Here is a 15,487-nt window from a genome sequence, read left to right on the forward strand (position 1 = left end):
GACCATCCATCGCCGGCTGGGACAGCACGCTCGTGATAATACAGTGGCTCACCACCTGCACAATCTCGACCTGAGTTGCGTATATTTCCCTGAGCGATCGCGGGGAGAGAGAAAAGCAGTTGTTTGCAGGATTCTCTCAGAACTCCAGCACCACATCGGCCAGCCGGGTTCGATCACCCGATTGCCGCAATTCTTCGAGCAGTGACCGCACATCGGGCACGAGAAAATCCCGGAACTTGCGACTGTTATTGATGGTGATGTTCACTCGCTCATCGATCTGAAAAGCTTCAGCGGCCAGTCGCACCACATGCCTTTTACCGGGCGAGGTAATGTACACGCTGTTCCCGGGCGTAATGCGGAACTTCATGATCTGTGGCGAAGGGAGGGTGGTTCCCGCAGGTTGCGGGATGATCAGCGTGCGCGGGAGATCGATCACACTCAGGCCAAAACAGCGGGAATCCGTCTTGCGAAGTGAAAGCCACTCGATATCTGCCGGAGCCGTACTGCGCGGATGCAGTTCCATCCACTCGAACATGCGCGACATTTCGTCGGAGTACATTTCGAGGCCCCGGCCGTGAATCTGCACCAGCATGAGGTCATGCCGAAATCCCTCTTTGAACATGAACTCCAGCACATTGGCATTAATGCTCAACAAATCGCGGTCGAGCTCACCAGCCACCACGTACCAACTGGTGAAGCGAGCATTCCCTTTGCTGTATTTGCAGTAAGTATCAGCCCTGCCGCAAATGGGGATCACACCGGCAAACTCATCCGCATGCGACATCCCCATATCGAAGGCAGCGTCACCGCCCATGGCATGCCCGGCCAGATACACACGATCGGCATCGACGGAAAAACGCCCGCGCGCATCCGCGAGAGCGGCCAGCACCTTCAAATGGGCCACTCCTTCCCCATTGTATTTTGTCGCACCATCCGGCACATATTCCGGGGCAATCACAATAAACCCCCGGCGGCGGGCATTTCCGGGACGATCAGCAGTTCCCGCCCACCAGGTCGCAATGGCGGCTGTTGTGCGATCTTCCGGCCTTAAGGCGACAATCATCGGATAGCGATGAGCCGGGTCATACTCGGGTGGCAAAATCGCCTGATAATGAAAAATCACTTCTCCGTTATCGCTGCGAAGTGTGATCTTGAGCATGTCATTGGCCAGGGGTTCCAGCACCTCGCCATCTGCCGAGATAACCTGACCAGGTTCCAGACCCGCCGAATCCCGAAAAGGTGGCAATTGAGGAATCATCTGGCGGATCGATTTCCAGCCCACTCCTTCGAGGGCTGTAAGCTGCCGGAGTGTATTCTCGCGGGTTTCTGATGATTCGGCTTTGAGGTACTGCAATACGAGCTGCTGGGCATCCCACAACACCATGGTCTTGGCCAGATCGGTAGAAGCACCGACCGATCCAAACACCCATCCTGAAAAGGCGAGTGCGAGCTTTTCTTCTGCGGAAAGAGTGGAGTCTTTGTCGGACCTCAAAAAGGCTTCCAGCCTCGGCAACGTCTCAAACGACAGACCATGGCTCACCTCCGACCTGAGAAGTGCCACACGCTCACGCAGCTCGCGATTCGCGATTTGTGCCTGATACTCACCCAACAGCAGGCGGGCCAGTTCGATCTGCTGGCGAGCCAGATCATACTGCTTGATAAAGGCCTCGATATCCCGCATCACCACTGGGCCCAGTTGCTCGGCAGGGGCCAGCCTGGCCACGCTTTCGGCGAGCTGATGTTGACCTTGCTTCTTTCGCTCCTGCAGTTGTTTCACGAACTGTCGCCCGCGCAATTGAATCAGTTCGACCCGCATACGATCGACCTGATCTTTGAGTTCGGGAAACTCCATCGCAACAGATTCCAACTCCTTTTGAGCTTCGGCATAGAGCTCGCCCTGCAGATAAAACCGGACAATCGCCAGTCGATCTTTGGGTCGAGTCGGGTCAATCGCCTTCCTCAGGATGTCACTCAGGATTTCCGTCGGCAAACTACTGGTTGCCACACCCGATTCCCACTGATGGGTGAGTGCATCAATGAGTGCGTATTTCGGGGTTAATCGACTGATCCCCTGAATCACATTCTCCGGCCCTTTTTGTGTGAGAATTTCCAGCCGCCGCCGGCCAAACTCATCAAAAGACGTCACATTTCGAAAGCCACCCAATTGAGCCAGCACCTGCTGCTTGCCGGTTTTATGATGCTTGAGCTCAAAGACTTCCCACGGGAACAGATCGGGCTGACCGACGGTTTTTTCTGCATCAGGGATCTGGCGTGTCGGTACAAAAATCTTTTGCCAGCCGGCATCCACCATAATGATGGGATAGATCGGAATCGGCCCCGGCGTCTTGGCCTGAAGTTGCGCAAGCCCCTGGATCGGTGTCGCCTTGCCGCTGATGATCATGCCATTCTTCAGGCGAATCTCAGCCCCGTGGGCACAGATCGCTTGATCGAAGCCGTTTGCCAGAAACATCACGAGAGCCATCAGGGCCATGAGTCTCATCAGTTGGTTGAAAGATGAGATCCACACTTTCAGCTCTTCCTCTTGTCCTCGAATTCGCAAAGTCTTTGACCGCCACACTTCAGTCAACCACTTTCATCAGCAGTGAGTATCAGCGAAAAATTGAGATCTGCAAAGAGGTTTATCGGCTCTGTCCTGCCGAGTGTAGCAGAACCTTTCCCTGATCCAGTTTGTCCAGGCATAACTTGTCCTGGCAATGTTTGACCTTGCAAAGTTTGTCCTGGCAAAGTCTCTCACGGGACAGGTTCCGCCGGAATGATCTCTGGAAGTTTTCTTTCTCCCGGCTTTTTGCCATGTTCTATCGGGGCAAAATCCATTTCGAGCATCCATGCGAACAGATGTACCACCAGACGGCGATCGTCAGGTTGCTGCTGAATCACATAACCACCCGTGGTTTGAGGTTCGACAGTCCCATACACCAGCTGACCCGTCCGATGATCCACCACACTCACGCGCAGTTCACTCTTCAGAAAGACTCGCCCATCGACTGTCCGGGGCGGTTGTGTCACCCGTGCCCAGAAGACACTGATGGGCAACTCTCCCAATTGATGGGGATCAATGGCTGTCTGCGGCACCGAAACCATCCACTCGACTCCCCCGATCTTCGCATCAATTCCATAAAACATTCCATCCACCGGGATCGCTGTCAGTTCGGCCCCAATGACACGCAAGCCATCCGAAGGATCCACTTCCTGACTGGCTACAACCAGATACTGATCAGACTTACGCCTGACAATCAGTGGCCCGCTGGATAAACCTTCATCAATTTTCGAAGCGATCACCTGCCTCTTCGATACACGCTCGAAAATCAGCAATTGACCACCGGCATCAAGCGTCGCAATCTGCGGATATCGATTTTCCCGAGCATCCGGCCCATGCCGAAAATCCAGATCGCTCCGGCTGGCCGGCTCGACCATCGCCACACTGGTCGTCATCGGCAAGGTCTCGGTCCAGTTCAACTCGGGCTGCAGCCAGTTGTGATAATTCAGCAGCAGGTTTGCCTCCGTCCTCACCAGACTGACGGTTTCACTCCCTCGCTGCCACAGCCGATCTGTGGCGATCGGCCCCGCCACTTCCGTCAGAAGATCACCACTCCGAAGGCCATACACCGATGTATTGCCCGTCGGGTGTTCATACAACGTGACCGCCTTTTCATCGATCGTCACTTCGACCATGCGCGGTAGATTCTGGCGGCTCCAAACGATTTCTCCCGTGGTAACATCTGCCGCAAATAGCCGGGTTCCGATCTGATAAATTACCAGATCGCCAGAGACTCCATGAACCTGGCCCGAAGACAAGCCCATCTGGTCAACGACTAAAGGAAACCGCCGTCCATTGGGGTACTTCATGATCTGCGAAGTAATGGCTCGGCTGGCCATCGAATTCGCTCCATTCGGCAGAAGTTTTCTTTGCCACAGGATGCGTGGCCCGGCTGGATCAGAAAGCGGATCGACAACGGTAAAATGCCCACCCAAAGGAAAGACCAGCAGACTGCCCGATGAGAAGACCTGGTGCCACCGCATGTTTCCACCGAACTGCAGATGATTCATCGCCGTCCCGTCTCGTTCCAGATACGACGTCGGGATCTGCCAGCGGAAATTTCCCAGTGGATCCACCGCCACAATGTGCAGCACACTGGCATCCATTTCAAAGTTCCAGTCATCCGTCAGCAGCGAGCGACCACCCATCTGCTCAATTGGCATGCGACGAATCATTCCCGGCGGTGCAGGCTTTCTCCGCGTGTCGGTAATCACTCCGTGCCAGTAGGGAATCTCACTTTCAGCCCGCAAAAACCGACCATCTGCCTGCAAAGCCACCAGCGACTCTGCTCCGGAAAATTCCTCCCGGGAGCCTGCAATCTGTCCCAGAAGAGGAAAGAGCTTGACGGCCCAGTCGGCCTTCCCCTGCCGGGTGAGTAACTCCATCCAACGGGCCGTAGCCAATGCGCGCAGTGGATGTCCTTCGGTCATGACAATCGAACTCAGCCATTGCTCGGAAACAACGGGATCGTCCAGAAATATGGGAGACTTGATGAGTTCACCCATGGCCTCAACCATCTCGGGCGAAGTCATGCCAAATACTCGCGCCAGAATCAGCAAACGCTCAGCGCGATCTTCCATTGGCAAACTTTCCGCCAGCTTGACATCTTCAGCCACCTGACGATTCACCTGCTCAAGTCCCCGCTGGCGTGCTTCTCCCCGCAAACGAGAAAATGTCATGGCTAACCTGTCAGACAAAAAGTGATCGAGCCGACATGACCAGTCACCATTCACAAGCATCGCCTCAGGCTCTTCTCGTCCCTGGGCTCGCCACAATCTCAAAATGGCAGCCAGTGCCGCCTCATGTTCCTGCCGGGCTGTAAAACCATTCGCCAGTCGATGGAGGTAGATCCCCTTTTGTCGAGCCGAAAGTTGATACTGGTCCAGTCGATCACCCGCAGCCCGATATTTTTCAAAATCGGATTGCAGGCCATCAAGAATCACATCAATGAGCAGTTGCCGATTGCGTGGGTCATCACTCTTCGCAGCGGCCGCCTGCAGGTCTTCAAAACCGGCATCTGTCGCCCCTCGGAAGAGCAGCATCGCGCCCCGCAGTCCCAGCCCGGCGGGCCTGGTCTCTTCCTGGGCGAGTAGTTCCTTGACTCGCTGTTCGACACGATGCACCGACTGAAAGACCGTCACACCATCCATCCCCTGCATCACCAACCGGTCACCCGCCGCCACCAGATTTCCCATCGCGGATTGGGGTTCGACAGTTGCCCTTGCCAGATGCCTTCCCGTGACAGCATCAATCACGACAATCTCCTGATCATCCTGCGGCACATACAGCACTTCACCTGCCAGCACAGGTACGCCCACAGGCGTCGAAATCACAGTGGCAGAACCCCACAAGGCTTCACCATTTTCCAGCGAAAGCGCCTGCACTCCCGAACGACTGACCAGCACCAGGTGATCACGCACCACGCCAGCGGCATACAACCCGTCTTCTCGCGGTTTTTTCCACAGGAGCTGACCACTGGCCAGATTCACACAATGCAATTCATTCGATTCACGAGGTGTCAGAATCACTCGCTGGCCATGCACTAAAGGCAGGCTATCCAGCCAGCGGCTCGATTCTTCATCAGCATTCCCTCCCGGCGGCTGCCCCATCACCTGAGCCACGAACAAACCTCGCTGATCAGCCTGCAAACTGGGTGTGGTCACTGCAAAGCTGTAAGTCCAGACGAGTTGCCTCCTTAAAGGATCGACGGCCACCACCCGGCCCGCACCTGTCGGGCAGACCAGCAATCCCTGCAGAGCCGAAGGCGTCAAACCGGCAATACTTCGAATCGCTCCACCAGAAAGATCGGTTTCAGCCGTCACTAGTGGCTGGATCCAGCGGATTACGAACTCACCAGCACTCACTCGAGGCTCACGAGCAACGGCTGCATCCGCTGCGTCCGCTTCGACATCACGAACTTGTTCCAGTACGACCAGCCGAATCTCACCCGCCGCCTCATGCAGTGCATACAACAATCCTCCCAAAGGAAGCGGCGGCCCGAGAAAAAAACCATCTGCCAAAGGATCCTGATCTCCCTCGGCTTCTCGAAATTGAGCCTCCTCCCCCTGCGGAATGCGGCGACGCCCTCCCAGTTCGGCAATCAGCCGGCCCGTCGCCAGTTCATGCACTCGGAGCAGATTCGTCTTGGGCTCCGAGAACAGATTTCGGACAATCTGCCCATTCGCAAACGGGTTCGGCGGAATGGGCAAACCGACGGTCGAATAAACATTTCGACCATCCGTCGACATCGAACCCCACGTCGCATCGCGGTACATCCGTTGCTGCAAAAATTTCGTGACCTGACCCATCAGCCCCAACTGCACTGCAGCGGCATCCTCACTACGCGGAGATTCCCCCAGACTCCGCAAGGCTGTCAGCAGCCCGGCATCCATATCTGCCGAGATCCACTTCAGACTACCGGTGGAAATGTCAAAAGCAGCCAGTGCATCAGGCAAACGCACCACCAGATGATTCCCGGAAACGAGCGGCTGTGCGGCGGGTATTCTTAGTTTCTGCTCTTCTCGCAAACCATTATCAATCTGGTCAATCAACGATTGCCATTGAATCTCGGTCGACTTCATCATCGATGCCTGAGACCTCAACGATGTCGAAAGCTGATACGAGGTGGTCCATGCCGGTGCACCGGCCAAAGTCGCGGGCAGCGAAAGCCCCGTCCGCGAGGCAATCCCCCGAACCATCGGCCAGTCGGCTGGCAGAGTTCCCGCTTCACTTAGAATAAGAGCAACCTTTGACAGCTCTCCCGCACCAGCAGGGTTCATCGCCGAAATCACATCGCGATAGCGAGAAAGCCTGGGCTCCAGCCGCTTGCCACGCTCTCCTTTGGGCAATAGTGCCAGCCAGCGGGAAGCTTCCCACGGCCTTCCCAAATCAATCGCGCGACCACTCAACCATAAAGCCGCATCCTCGCCAGCCGCAGTCCCGGCATATTCACGCGCCAGCTTCATCAGCAAGAGCACATCACCGGCCCGCAAGGCCTCATTCACCAACGGACGGCCTGCGGAACCCAGCTGCAACTCGAGTTGCTTGCGGCCTTCTTCAGGCAACAATAAAAGACGCTGAATCGCCTCTTCATGCATGGATCGCAATCCCTCGCGATCCAGAAAATAGTCTTCATCCTGCCGTAGAATAAACCCCAGCCGCCCCAAGGCTGGGACATAGTCTTCGGTCATCAGATTGATATCGGCTTCTTCGAGAGCGTTCGCCAGCTCGCGCCGCGGTGGAATCGTTTGTGATCCTTGCGAAGGATCAACTCCATTCATCGGCGTCGGATTGAATTGCGGCGCCAGAATCACCCGACCGTTCACCGGAAGAGGGCCATTAATTGGGCCCGGATTCGGCACGACTCGATTCGGCGGCACAACCTGGGCCATCACAGGGTGATCGATCGCGTTCCCCGCAAAACCACTCACCCACCAAAGACCGAACGCCAGCATCACGGCAGAAATCAAAATGCGTGCCCACTTCGGCAATGTCCACCTTGGCTGCGCCCCCAGGTCATTGCGGGGCAATCTGGCCAATGCGTGCTGCTCTCGCTTCATTTGTCGAACCATCCTTAGCCCTCGCGAAACACTCAGCCTGCCAACCTGTTCCCACCACGGACATCCCTGCCGCACATTCGCTTGACCAACCCGCCCATCGCTCGCTTCGGCAAGGAAGCACCAGCAGCAGCCCCGCAAAAATTGCAGCAACTAGCATACCAGATCGATTGAACGACGTCAGACTTCATGAAAGACTTTACGAATTGGCTCCTCACATCATAACCGACTCGGCTTCCCGCAACAGACTTTGTTTTTTCTACCGGCTGCTCTGCCAAAATCCCTCACAGCCAAATACCTTGTTATACTTGTGACAACTTTCGCCGTTCAGGAGTCTCACGCGCTCCTCGCCCGGCTATTTCGTCTCAAATCGCTCTCCTCGCTTCTTTTGTCTCAGATCGACTGTGCCATGCTGCCTCGCATCTACGAAAAATCGCCCGCCGAACTTGTCCAGTGGTGCCAGGAACAAGGTTTGCCCACCTACCGGGCCGGCCAGATTCAGCAGCAGATCTTCCCCAATCGAGCCACACAATTTGGCGAGATGACCAACCTTCCCGCCAAACTGCGCGAGCTCCTGGCAGCTACTTTTACGCTCCTCCCCAGCGAAGTCGTAGCCCATCAGATCGCCAAAGACCGCACGGAAAAACTGCTCCTGCAGCTCCACGACGGCTCTCTCGTCGAATGCGTCCTCATGCGTGAAGACGACCGCCGCACCATCTGCATCAGCACCCAGGTCGGCTGCGGCATGGGGTGCGTCTTCTGTGCCAGCGGCCTTCTGGGCCTCAAGCGTAACCTCACCACAGGCGAGATCCTCGAACAGGTCCTCCGCCTCGACCGCCTTCTCCCGGCTGACGAAAAACTCACCAACGTCGTCGTCATGGGAATGGGTGAACCGCTCGCCAACCTCAAGAACCTTCTACCGGCTCTCGATCGACTCACGGCCGATGATGGCCTGGGCCTGGGTGCGCGGCGTATCACTGTCTCGACGGTCGGCCTGCCCGAAAAAATCCGCGAGCTGGCCCAGACGGGCCACCAGTTCAACCTCGCCGTCTCACTCCACGCCCCGGAAGCCGAACTCCGCACCAAGCTCGTCCCGGTCAATAAGAACATTGGGATCGAAGCCGTGCTAGAAGCGGCGGACGACTACTTCGCGATCACTGGCCGCCGGGTGAGTTATGAATATGTCCTTCTGGGTGGTATTAACGATCTCCCTGAGCACGCGAGGCAACTAGGCCATTTACTCAAATCGCGGATTGCCCACGTCAATCTGATCCCTATGAACGGAGTGAAAGAACTCCCCTTCGCCGAACCCTCCGCTCCCCAAACGGGCGAGTTCGTCGCTATTCTGGAATCCTTCGGCGTCCCTGTCACTGTGAGGAAAAGAAAAGGCGCCGACATCGACGCCGCCTGCGGCCAACTCCGCATGAAACGCGAGCAGCAAAACCTCGTCGTGCTGAAAGCAGGACCTCAACCGTAGGGCAGGCCCCCGCCTACCGAGCACGCAATTCAGACAAAGTTCTTGTAACTGACGTCACCGCTTTGGCGAACAGCGATCTTTCGATCTACCCCAGCCACCACCATTGCCACCCAATTGTAAGACCCGCGACGTCACATTGAAGCCAATCGCGGCACAGCATAGAACTGATACCGAGAATTCGGCACAATCCATTTTCCAGATTGACTCAAGAAAGATGACAAGCTTATACCGAATCGCTAATCCGAGGGCGACCTCCAGCGAACATCAGGCTTCAAGCTGCTGTTGTACAGTTGGCAAAAACACTTTGCATGCCGTCTGCCTTCGATGTGGAAAACCTGATCTTCCCACCGAAAATGGCCGCGTTCGGTGCCCGAACTGCCAATTCGTACTCACTCAAAAACGTTACGACAAGCTTCTAAACTCTGGTACTCAAATAGTATTATATGGTGTAAAATACAGAATTGAATACGAGGCACAAGTTGCCACTCGCGGGGATCTCTTCCGTAAATACGCATTGCGCGACCCCACGATTATTGAAGCTGCCGTTGCCATAATAGTATCGGGAATTCTCGGAAATGTTGCGTACGATCTCACAAAGACAGCGCTGACGACACTATACACCCAACTAGTCAAGCGACGTCAGAGGCGAAAGAATAGTCCATCCGATCGCACAATAAGCTCCGAAGATCTAAAGTTCCTCTACAAGATGATTGGCAACGAACCGGAGTATGCTAAACAATTCATCGATTACTCAAAAGACTACGTCAATGGTCGCAAATCTCCAATAACGGCCGTCGCACGCGCATGCGAAGAAGAACGTGTCTTTAATCAATATGCAGACATTTTAAAGAATGACCCACAGATATATGTCTTCTCAAGCCAAACTGGTCGGTGCTTTCATCGGAAAGAATGCCACGCCATTACCTCACCTAGAAAGCGTATCCGACTCAAAAAAGCATTACTAACTCCGCTGTTACCGTGCCGCAGATGCAAGCCATTGTGAAATAACTCCGTAGTATGGCAGGCTCCCGCCTGCCGATTTTTCCCTTATCCACTGGAGTTGCACATTCACCCTTAAGCCAACCTTCTTACGTTCGCAGGGTGGCGACGGTTGATGTTCCGATTTCCACCGGGGTGGTGAAGCCACTGGAGGTCTCCGGTAGGGCTGTAACAGCAACGAACTCCTCTCTGAGAACCTCAATCCCGAAAGCCAAATTCCCGCCGATCCCAACCATAAAAGACCGTTTGATTGCAAAACAGCGAAACCCTGGGGTATCGGCTGAAAATCTGGACTTAAGGGATGCAACGGGCTATCTTGATAGGAGGAGAATCATTATGGGCCAGCCAGTGACATTATCAGATGAACTTGTAGACGATGCCCGTGCTGTCGCTCCGGGCTCACAACGAAGTATTGCTGAACAAATCGAGTTCTGGGCAGAGCTAGGGAAATCGATTGAACCCTGGCTCACTGGAAATGGAGCACCACAAGGGCGCTCGGAAACTGTCGCACAAACGCTCTCCAACCGCGTTTCAGAGGTCAGCTCTCCGTTGGGTCGTCAGCGAGTTTCCGAAACTTTGGCCCAGCGGCCCTATCCCCACTATGAACCTGTCAAAGATTCGCCCGAACTTCTGCGGCAAGTTCTTGCTGACGGCAACAGAATTGTTGGAAAATTTGATGGCCGCGAGTTCATACCCATCAAGGCTGACCATTGAACTGGCCTTTCGACTTCCTTGATCAGCGGCCGATTGTCATCGCCTTGGCTGGCCCCAACGGTGCTGGTAAATCGACATTCTATGACAGCTTCCTGGCGGACTTTGGCCTGAGATTTGTCAATGCCGACTTGCTGGCAAAGCAATTGAATCTCGCGGCCTATGATGCTGCCAACCTGGCGTCCTCTCTCCGGACCTCCCTGATTTTACAGCGGGAAAGTTTCGTCTTTGAAACTGTGCTTTCGGATCCCGTTGGAGAGAAAGTTGACACGCTTGCCACTTATCAGCAACTCGGCTACACCGTCGTCTTGATCTTCATCCGAATCGGCAGCCCGGAGGAATCCATCCGGCGAGTGGCCATGCGTGTTAGCCAAGGAGGACACGATATCCCCGACGACAAGCTGCGGAGCCGCTTCGAGCGAACCCAGGCGAACCTGGAACGTGCCATCCTTCGCCTGCCCCATGTGATCATCTTCGACAACCACGACTTAGCCAGACCCTACCAGTTGGCCGAGCTTTACGAGCACGGGCAAAGCGTCCTCGACAAGCCCAAACATCCATAACCCCGCTTAATCATCGGCAGGCCCCCACCTGCTTTTCAACCGCAGGCTCGTCTTACGTTCGCCCGGCTCTACTTCTTCACCGGCTTAGGAGCCGCTTTGACATCAAAGTCGAACTTGCGGGATCCTTCCTGGGTGACTTCGGCGGTGATGGTGGTGGCTGTATTGTAGGTCGCGGGGATGGCTTCTTCGACCACATCGACCACGGGGCTGTCGGGCGTATCGTACGACTTCTTCTGGCCGATGACGCGAGGAGCATTGATCTCCACACGCTTCGAACCATAAGGACTGGAGAATGAATAAGCCCCGTCTTTGATTTTCCCGCCAGCCACCGGGCCTTTCCCGTCAATGGGTGCGAACACAATCGAGCCGGTTTCCAAAGGCACACCATTGAGTGCTACCTGGCCGGACACGGTCGCCATGGGGGGTGCATCGGAGGAACTGCAGCCTGCACACAATGCCGCCAGCATGCTGGCCAGCCCGAACATTCGAGACATACGCTTGAGTACCATCAAATACCGGCTCCGCATCTTTCGGGAGATTGCTGCGATATGAATTCTGCCAGGCAACTTTCAAATCGGCGACTCAAACGACGTGGCCAACGATTCCAATCATCGATGCCAACCGACCATCTAGCAATTTCTATTAATCGAGATTGGCCACGTCTTCACCAGCCATGGTCCCCATGGCGCGATACAGGTTGAGATCGATATTCTCACTGGTGAACCGCACACTGCCATCGGCCAGCAATTGATGGACACCTCCGGTATGCCGGCTCCGGGAACCCATGCTGACATTCCCCGTCGTACAGGGCAGCCGAGCCGCAGGATTATCCACGCACCAGGGAGAAAATACGATATCAGATGCACTGCTATTGGGAGTTAAACGCGTCATGAACGCCCCCCCTGTATCATCATTATGGAAATCGCCTCGATGATCAGCATCGGTGGCATTGATAGGTCGCAAGACTTCCGACATGAGCAACGTCGATGACGTCCCATCCACAAAATCTTTCATCCGGCTGGAGCGTGGGGATTCCGTTTGAGCCCCCGCCCCGCCATTAAACCCAAAAGGTGCCTTACCTGCGGCAATGGTATTGCTACCATTGGGCATCGAAAAATTACCAAAATTCACGACATAGTTACCACGAGTCCGCCAGTAGGTATCTCCCTGGAAAAGCTGTGCTCCAGGATCACTGGGGCAGTAGTACAGCGGGACCGTTCTCGCCAACACACCCGATAAACTACTTTGCACGATATTCGGTGATTCGAAAAAACCACGACTCATATCGTACTGTGCATAGAGCGGTGCCTGATCAATATAAGGCCATAAGCTGACGACCCACGTGTGCCGCTTATTGCTCGTCGCTGCGAAGGGGAGCCGGGTGTAAGTGTCGTGGTAATTGTGCATCGCCAATCCCCACTGCTTGAGGGTATTGCGGCATTGCGTGCGACGAGCCGCTTCCCGCGCCTGCTGCACCGCAGGGAGCAGGAGTGCGATGAGAATCGCAATGATGGCAATGACGACCAGCAATTCGATGAGTGTAAACCCTCGACGGGGTGACGACATTATTTTGCGGGACATACAGCCCTCCTGAAATCGACTCATACTTGGGAAAGATAAGTGTAAAAATGAAGTGATTTGCTCAAGACCCGTTACGGAGAAATTCCGCCAGAATGGGATTGAAAGGAAACCCCAATGGATCAGTTTCTTTCGGGAAATGTCCACTAACTGCCAGAAAGGCAACGACTTAGGAAATGATTCAGCTTTTCTGATCAGCCAAAATGCTGTTGATATGTTGAAAAATCAATATGCAGGCGATGGCACGATTTTGCAAGCTGTAATTTCTCTCGCAAAGTCTTTTGTGACAAGGCGCAAAATATCTCAATTTAAAGACAATAAATCACAATAAATGATTTTTATGTGTTGATTTGACGACATTTTTAAGCAAATATGAGTGGAATCACTCTCTGGTATTGATTTTCCCCGATATGTTTCGGCGTCTGGAGACACTTTAGCATTGCTGCGGTGTTCACTACCCATTCCCTTCCAGTTCCTCTCTGATCAATCCACGAAAGGCCTCTTATGAAAACCAGGCAACAGGCCGGTTTTACGTTGATTGAATTGCTGGTGGTCATCGCCATCATTGCGATTCTCATTGCGCTGCTGCTCCCCGCGGTGCAGCAGGCGCGGGAAGCAGCCCGCAGAACCCAATGCCGGAATAATCTGAAGCAATTGGGGATCGCCATGCACAACTATCACGACACCCACAATACCTTCCCTTTTGGGAGTATGGCGCAAAGTTTGAATACGGCAGGAGCGGGCGGCCCGGGGGCCATGTCCTGGATGCCCATGATTCTCCCGTACATGGATCAGGGGCCACTTTACAACCAGCTCACACCGTGGATGGTCGCCAAGAATTCGGCCAACTGGCCCAGTGCCTTGATGAATACCATCATCCCCGGCCTGTCATGCCCTTCGGATCCTAACTCACCCAAGGAGACTTCGGTCCATGGCGTGGAAGCCACTCCAGGAGCTGATCCTCCCGATAATAATGACGGCTTCTGTGGAAACTATTTGGTCTGCTCCGGAAATGAGCAAATTACCGCTGCCAATTCGACGGCACTCAGTGGGATGTTTTTCTATCGCTCGCGCATTCGCATGGCTCAGGTTGTTGATGGAACATCGAATACGGTCATGGTGAGTGAGATCAATCTGGTTCCCGAGCAAGCCGGTAATCGCGATTGGCGCGGCCGCTACTATCGCTCCGACCACCTGAGCTCATTCTTCACGACGGAGTTGCCTCCCAATTCGACAAATCCAGACTTCCTGCGCACCTGCCAGGGTTTACCAGCCAGTCCCACCTATGCTCCTTGTACAGGTTCAACCGATCCTCAATATATTTATGCCCGCAGTCGGCATACCGGCGGAGTTCATGCACTGATGGCAGATGGTTCTGGCAAGTTTGTGTCCTCGAACATCGACACCAATGTCTGGCGCGCTGTCGGCTCAAGAGCCGGTGGCGAAACCACCAGCGACTTCTAGTCGCCATCAACCCTCGGCTATTCTCGACCGGAGATGCATGTGTGGCCCGTGGTCATGGGATCACGGGCCATTATTTTTGCTCGATCTCATTAGTAAAGCGGATCTCATGAAGCTGCCTCACTGTTTCTCAACATCTATTCTGGCCGGGTGCCTGCTGCTGCTCTCAGGGTGCGGCGGAGTTTCCGATGCTCCTACACTAGTCGTTGTGAAGGGGAAAGTGACTCTGGATGGCCAGCCTCTCGATACCGGCAATGTGCTCTTTGTTCCCATCGATGGAAAAGGGCGAGCTGATGCCGGACCTGTAGTGAAAGGCGAGTATGAGTTGAAATGTACGGCCGGTGAGAAGCGTGTCGAAATCACCTCACAAGTGGAAGCAGATAAACCCGCTGCCGACGGCCTTCCCGATTACAAATCTCGGATCCCCGCGAAGTACAACCGAGCCACCACGCTGACGGCAACCGTCAAAAGCTCAGGCGAAAACACCATCGACTTCGCTGTCACTTCCAAATAAGGCATCTTCGCAGAACGTGACTGGATCGCACGGCGTAATGATCGCCGCGTAAGGCCGCGTTCCCGCAGGCCATGCTGACTCATCGACGTATGGCAGCGCCTATCAGTTGTGGGCATTCGTAAGACTATACTGCCCCACTGCTATCGACACTTACTGCGACAAACGTGCCAGTTCCAGCTCGCGACATCAAGAACGAACTTAAAACCATACCAAGTATTAAAAGCTGGGCAATCGCAATCACGACAATGACGGTTTTCACATACCTCAAAGCATGAGACACCTCCAATATCATTGCCAGCAGATAGAGCAATGAGAGGATGACCATCGAAGGTATGATTAGAATCGCTTTGGCGATCACGACTTTCAATGCAACAAAAACAAAGCCGTCATCGCGCGATCCGCCAATGAGATTGGCGAGAAGCGCTCCGTCAAACAACAGCAATTGCATGATCGATAGAATACAGACAGCCAGTGTCACACCACGAAGAATCTGTGCAAAGAATTCCCTATTCATGATGATGACATTTCATTGAAGTCTTCTGACTTGTGGACACCATCGATCGCGCTGAC

The 15,487-nt window shown here is 54.4% G+C and carries 11 protein-coding genes; 6 read left to right on the forward strand and 5 right to left on the reverse strand.

Translation table 11 applies throughout. From position 1 onward, the window contains the following. Positions 1-136: 136 nt before the first annotated feature. The gene (locus PLIM_RS14300; protein ID WP_148227124.1) at positions 137-2,491 is read right to left on the reverse strand and encodes a hypothetical protein; all 2,355 of its coding nucleotides are present in this window, start codon (positions 2,489-2,491) and stop codon (positions 137-139) included. 260 nt (positions 2,492-2,751) lie between these two features. Next, complete coding sequence (locus tag PLIM_RS14305; protein ID WP_196349455.1) at positions 2,752-7,617, reverse strand: outer membrane protein assembly factor BamB family protein; 4,866 nt, start codon at positions 7,615-7,617, stop codon at positions 2,752-2,754. Between the two features lie 406 nt (positions 7,618-8,023). Between PLIM_RS14305 and rlmN the strand changes: the two genes are divergently transcribed. The 3 genes from rlmN (at position 8,024) to PLIM_RS14320 (ending at position 11,364) form a co-directional block, all read left to right on the forward strand. Next, the gene (gene rlmN / locus PLIM_RS14310) at positions 8,024-9,091 is read left to right on the forward strand and encodes a 23S rRNA (adenine(2503)-C(2))-methyltransferase RlmN (RefSeq protein WP_052301590.1); all 1,068 of its coding nucleotides are present in this window, start codon (positions 8,024-8,026) and stop codon (positions 9,089-9,091) included. Between the two features lie 1,335 nt (positions 9,092-10,426). Next, positions 10,427-10,804, forward strand: coding sequence for a TA system antitoxin ParD family protein (locus tag PLIM_RS24580; RefSeq protein ID WP_013111039.1), 378 nt, complete (start codon positions 10,427-10,429; stop codon positions 10,802-10,804). After that, positions 10,801-11,364 (forward strand): zeta toxin family protein, encoded by a 564-nt coding sequence (locus tag PLIM_RS14320; RefSeq protein ID WP_013111040.1) that lies wholly within the window; start codon positions 10,801-10,803, stop codon positions 11,362-11,364. Before PLIM_RS24580 ends, PLIM_RS14320 begins: the two co-directional genes overlap by 4 nt. 68 nt (positions 11,365-11,432) lie before the next feature. On the opposite strand, the gene PLIM_RS14325 is transcribed toward PLIM_RS14320, so the two are convergent. Beyond that, positions 11,433-11,858 carry a hypothetical protein gene (locus tag PLIM_RS14325; RefSeq protein WP_041401815.1) on the reverse strand — a complete coding sequence of 142 codons (426 nt, stop codon included), beginning with the start codon at positions 11,856-11,858 and terminating at the stop codon, positions 11,433-11,435. 148 nt (positions 11,859-12,006) lie between these two features. Beyond that, entirely contained in the window at positions 12,007-12,945 is a 939-nt protein-coding gene (locus tag PLIM_RS14330; protein WP_013111042.1) for a DUF1559 domain-containing protein, read from the reverse strand. Between the two features lie 136 nt (positions 12,946-13,081). Here PLIM_RS14330 and PLIM_RS24585 point away from each other — a divergent pair, with 136 nt between their 5' ends. The 3 genes from PLIM_RS24585 (at position 13,082) to PLIM_RS14345 (ending at position 14,917) form a co-directional block, all read left to right on the forward strand. Then, positions 13,082-13,273, forward strand: a complete 192-nt coding sequence (locus tag PLIM_RS24585) for a hypothetical protein (protein WP_041401820.1) — start codon at positions 13,082-13,084, stop codon at positions 13,271-13,273. A gap of 173 nt (positions 13,274-13,446) precedes the next feature. After that, positions 13,447-14,406: a DUF1559 domain-containing protein gene (locus tag PLIM_RS14340; RefSeq protein ID WP_013111043.1), complete on the forward strand. Its 960-nt coding sequence runs from the start codon at positions 13,447-13,449 to the stop codon at positions 14,404-14,406. Positions 14,407-14,512: 106 nt separating this feature from the next. Beyond that, the gene (locus PLIM_RS14345; RefSeq protein WP_041403699.1) at positions 14,513-14,917 is read left to right on the forward strand and encodes a hypothetical protein; all 405 of its coding nucleotides are present in this window, start codon (positions 14,513-14,515) and stop codon (positions 14,915-14,917) included. A gap of 124 nt (positions 14,918-15,041) precedes the next feature. On the opposite strand, the gene PLIM_RS14350 is transcribed toward PLIM_RS14345, so the two are convergent. Then, positions 15,042-15,431, reverse strand: a complete 390-nt coding sequence (locus PLIM_RS14350; protein ID WP_013111045.1) for a hypothetical protein — start codon at positions 15,429-15,431, stop codon at positions 15,042-15,044. Between the last annotated feature and the right edge of the window lie 56 nt (positions 15,432-15,487).

Origin of the sequence: Planctopirus limnophila DSM 3776, assembly GCF_000092105.1 — a bacterium.
Classification (GTDB): domain Bacteria; phylum Planctomycetota; class Planctomycetia; order Planctomycetales; family Planctomycetaceae; genus Planctopirus; species Planctopirus limnophila.

Excerpts from the sequence above, each read along its gene's own strand:
- PLIM_RS14300 (WP_148227124.1), bottom strand. The coding sequence starts at position 2,491 with ATGGCCCTGATGGCTCTCGTGATGTTTCTGGCAAACGGCTTCGATCAA.
- PLIM_RS14305 (WP_196349455.1), bottom strand. The coding sequence starts at position 7,617 with ATGAAGCGAGAGCAGCACGCATTGGCCAGATTGCCCCGCAATGACCTG.
- rlmN (WP_052301590.1), top strand. The coding sequence starts at position 8,024 with ATGCTGCCTCGCATCTACGAAAAATCGCCCGCCGAACTTGTCCAGTGG.
- PLIM_RS24580 (WP_013111039.1), top strand. The coding sequence starts at position 10,427 with ATGGGCCAGCCAGTGACATTATCAGATGAACTTGTAGACGATGCCCGT.
- PLIM_RS14325 (WP_041401815.1), bottom strand. The coding sequence starts at position 11,858 with ATGTCTCGAATGTTCGGGCTGGCCAGCATGCTGGCGGCATTGTGTGCA.
- PLIM_RS14330 (WP_013111042.1), bottom strand. The coding sequence starts at position 12,945 with ATGTCCCGCAAAATAATGTCGTCACCCCGTCGAGGGTTTACACTCATC.
- PLIM_RS24585 (WP_041401820.1), top strand. The coding sequence starts at position 13,082 with ATGTCCACTAACTGCCAGAAAGGCAACGACTTAGGAAATGATTCAGCT.
- PLIM_RS14340 (WP_013111043.1), top strand. The coding sequence starts at position 13,447 with ATGAAAACCAGGCAACAGGCCGGTTTTACGTTGATTGAATTGCTGGTG.
- PLIM_RS14345 (WP_041403699.1), top strand. The coding sequence starts at position 14,513 with ATGAAGCTGCCTCACTGTTTCTCAACATCTATTCTGGCCGGGTGCCTG.
- PLIM_RS14350 (WP_013111045.1), bottom strand. The coding sequence starts at position 15,431 with ATGAATAGGGAATTCTTTGCACAGATTCTTCGTGGTGTGACACTGGCT.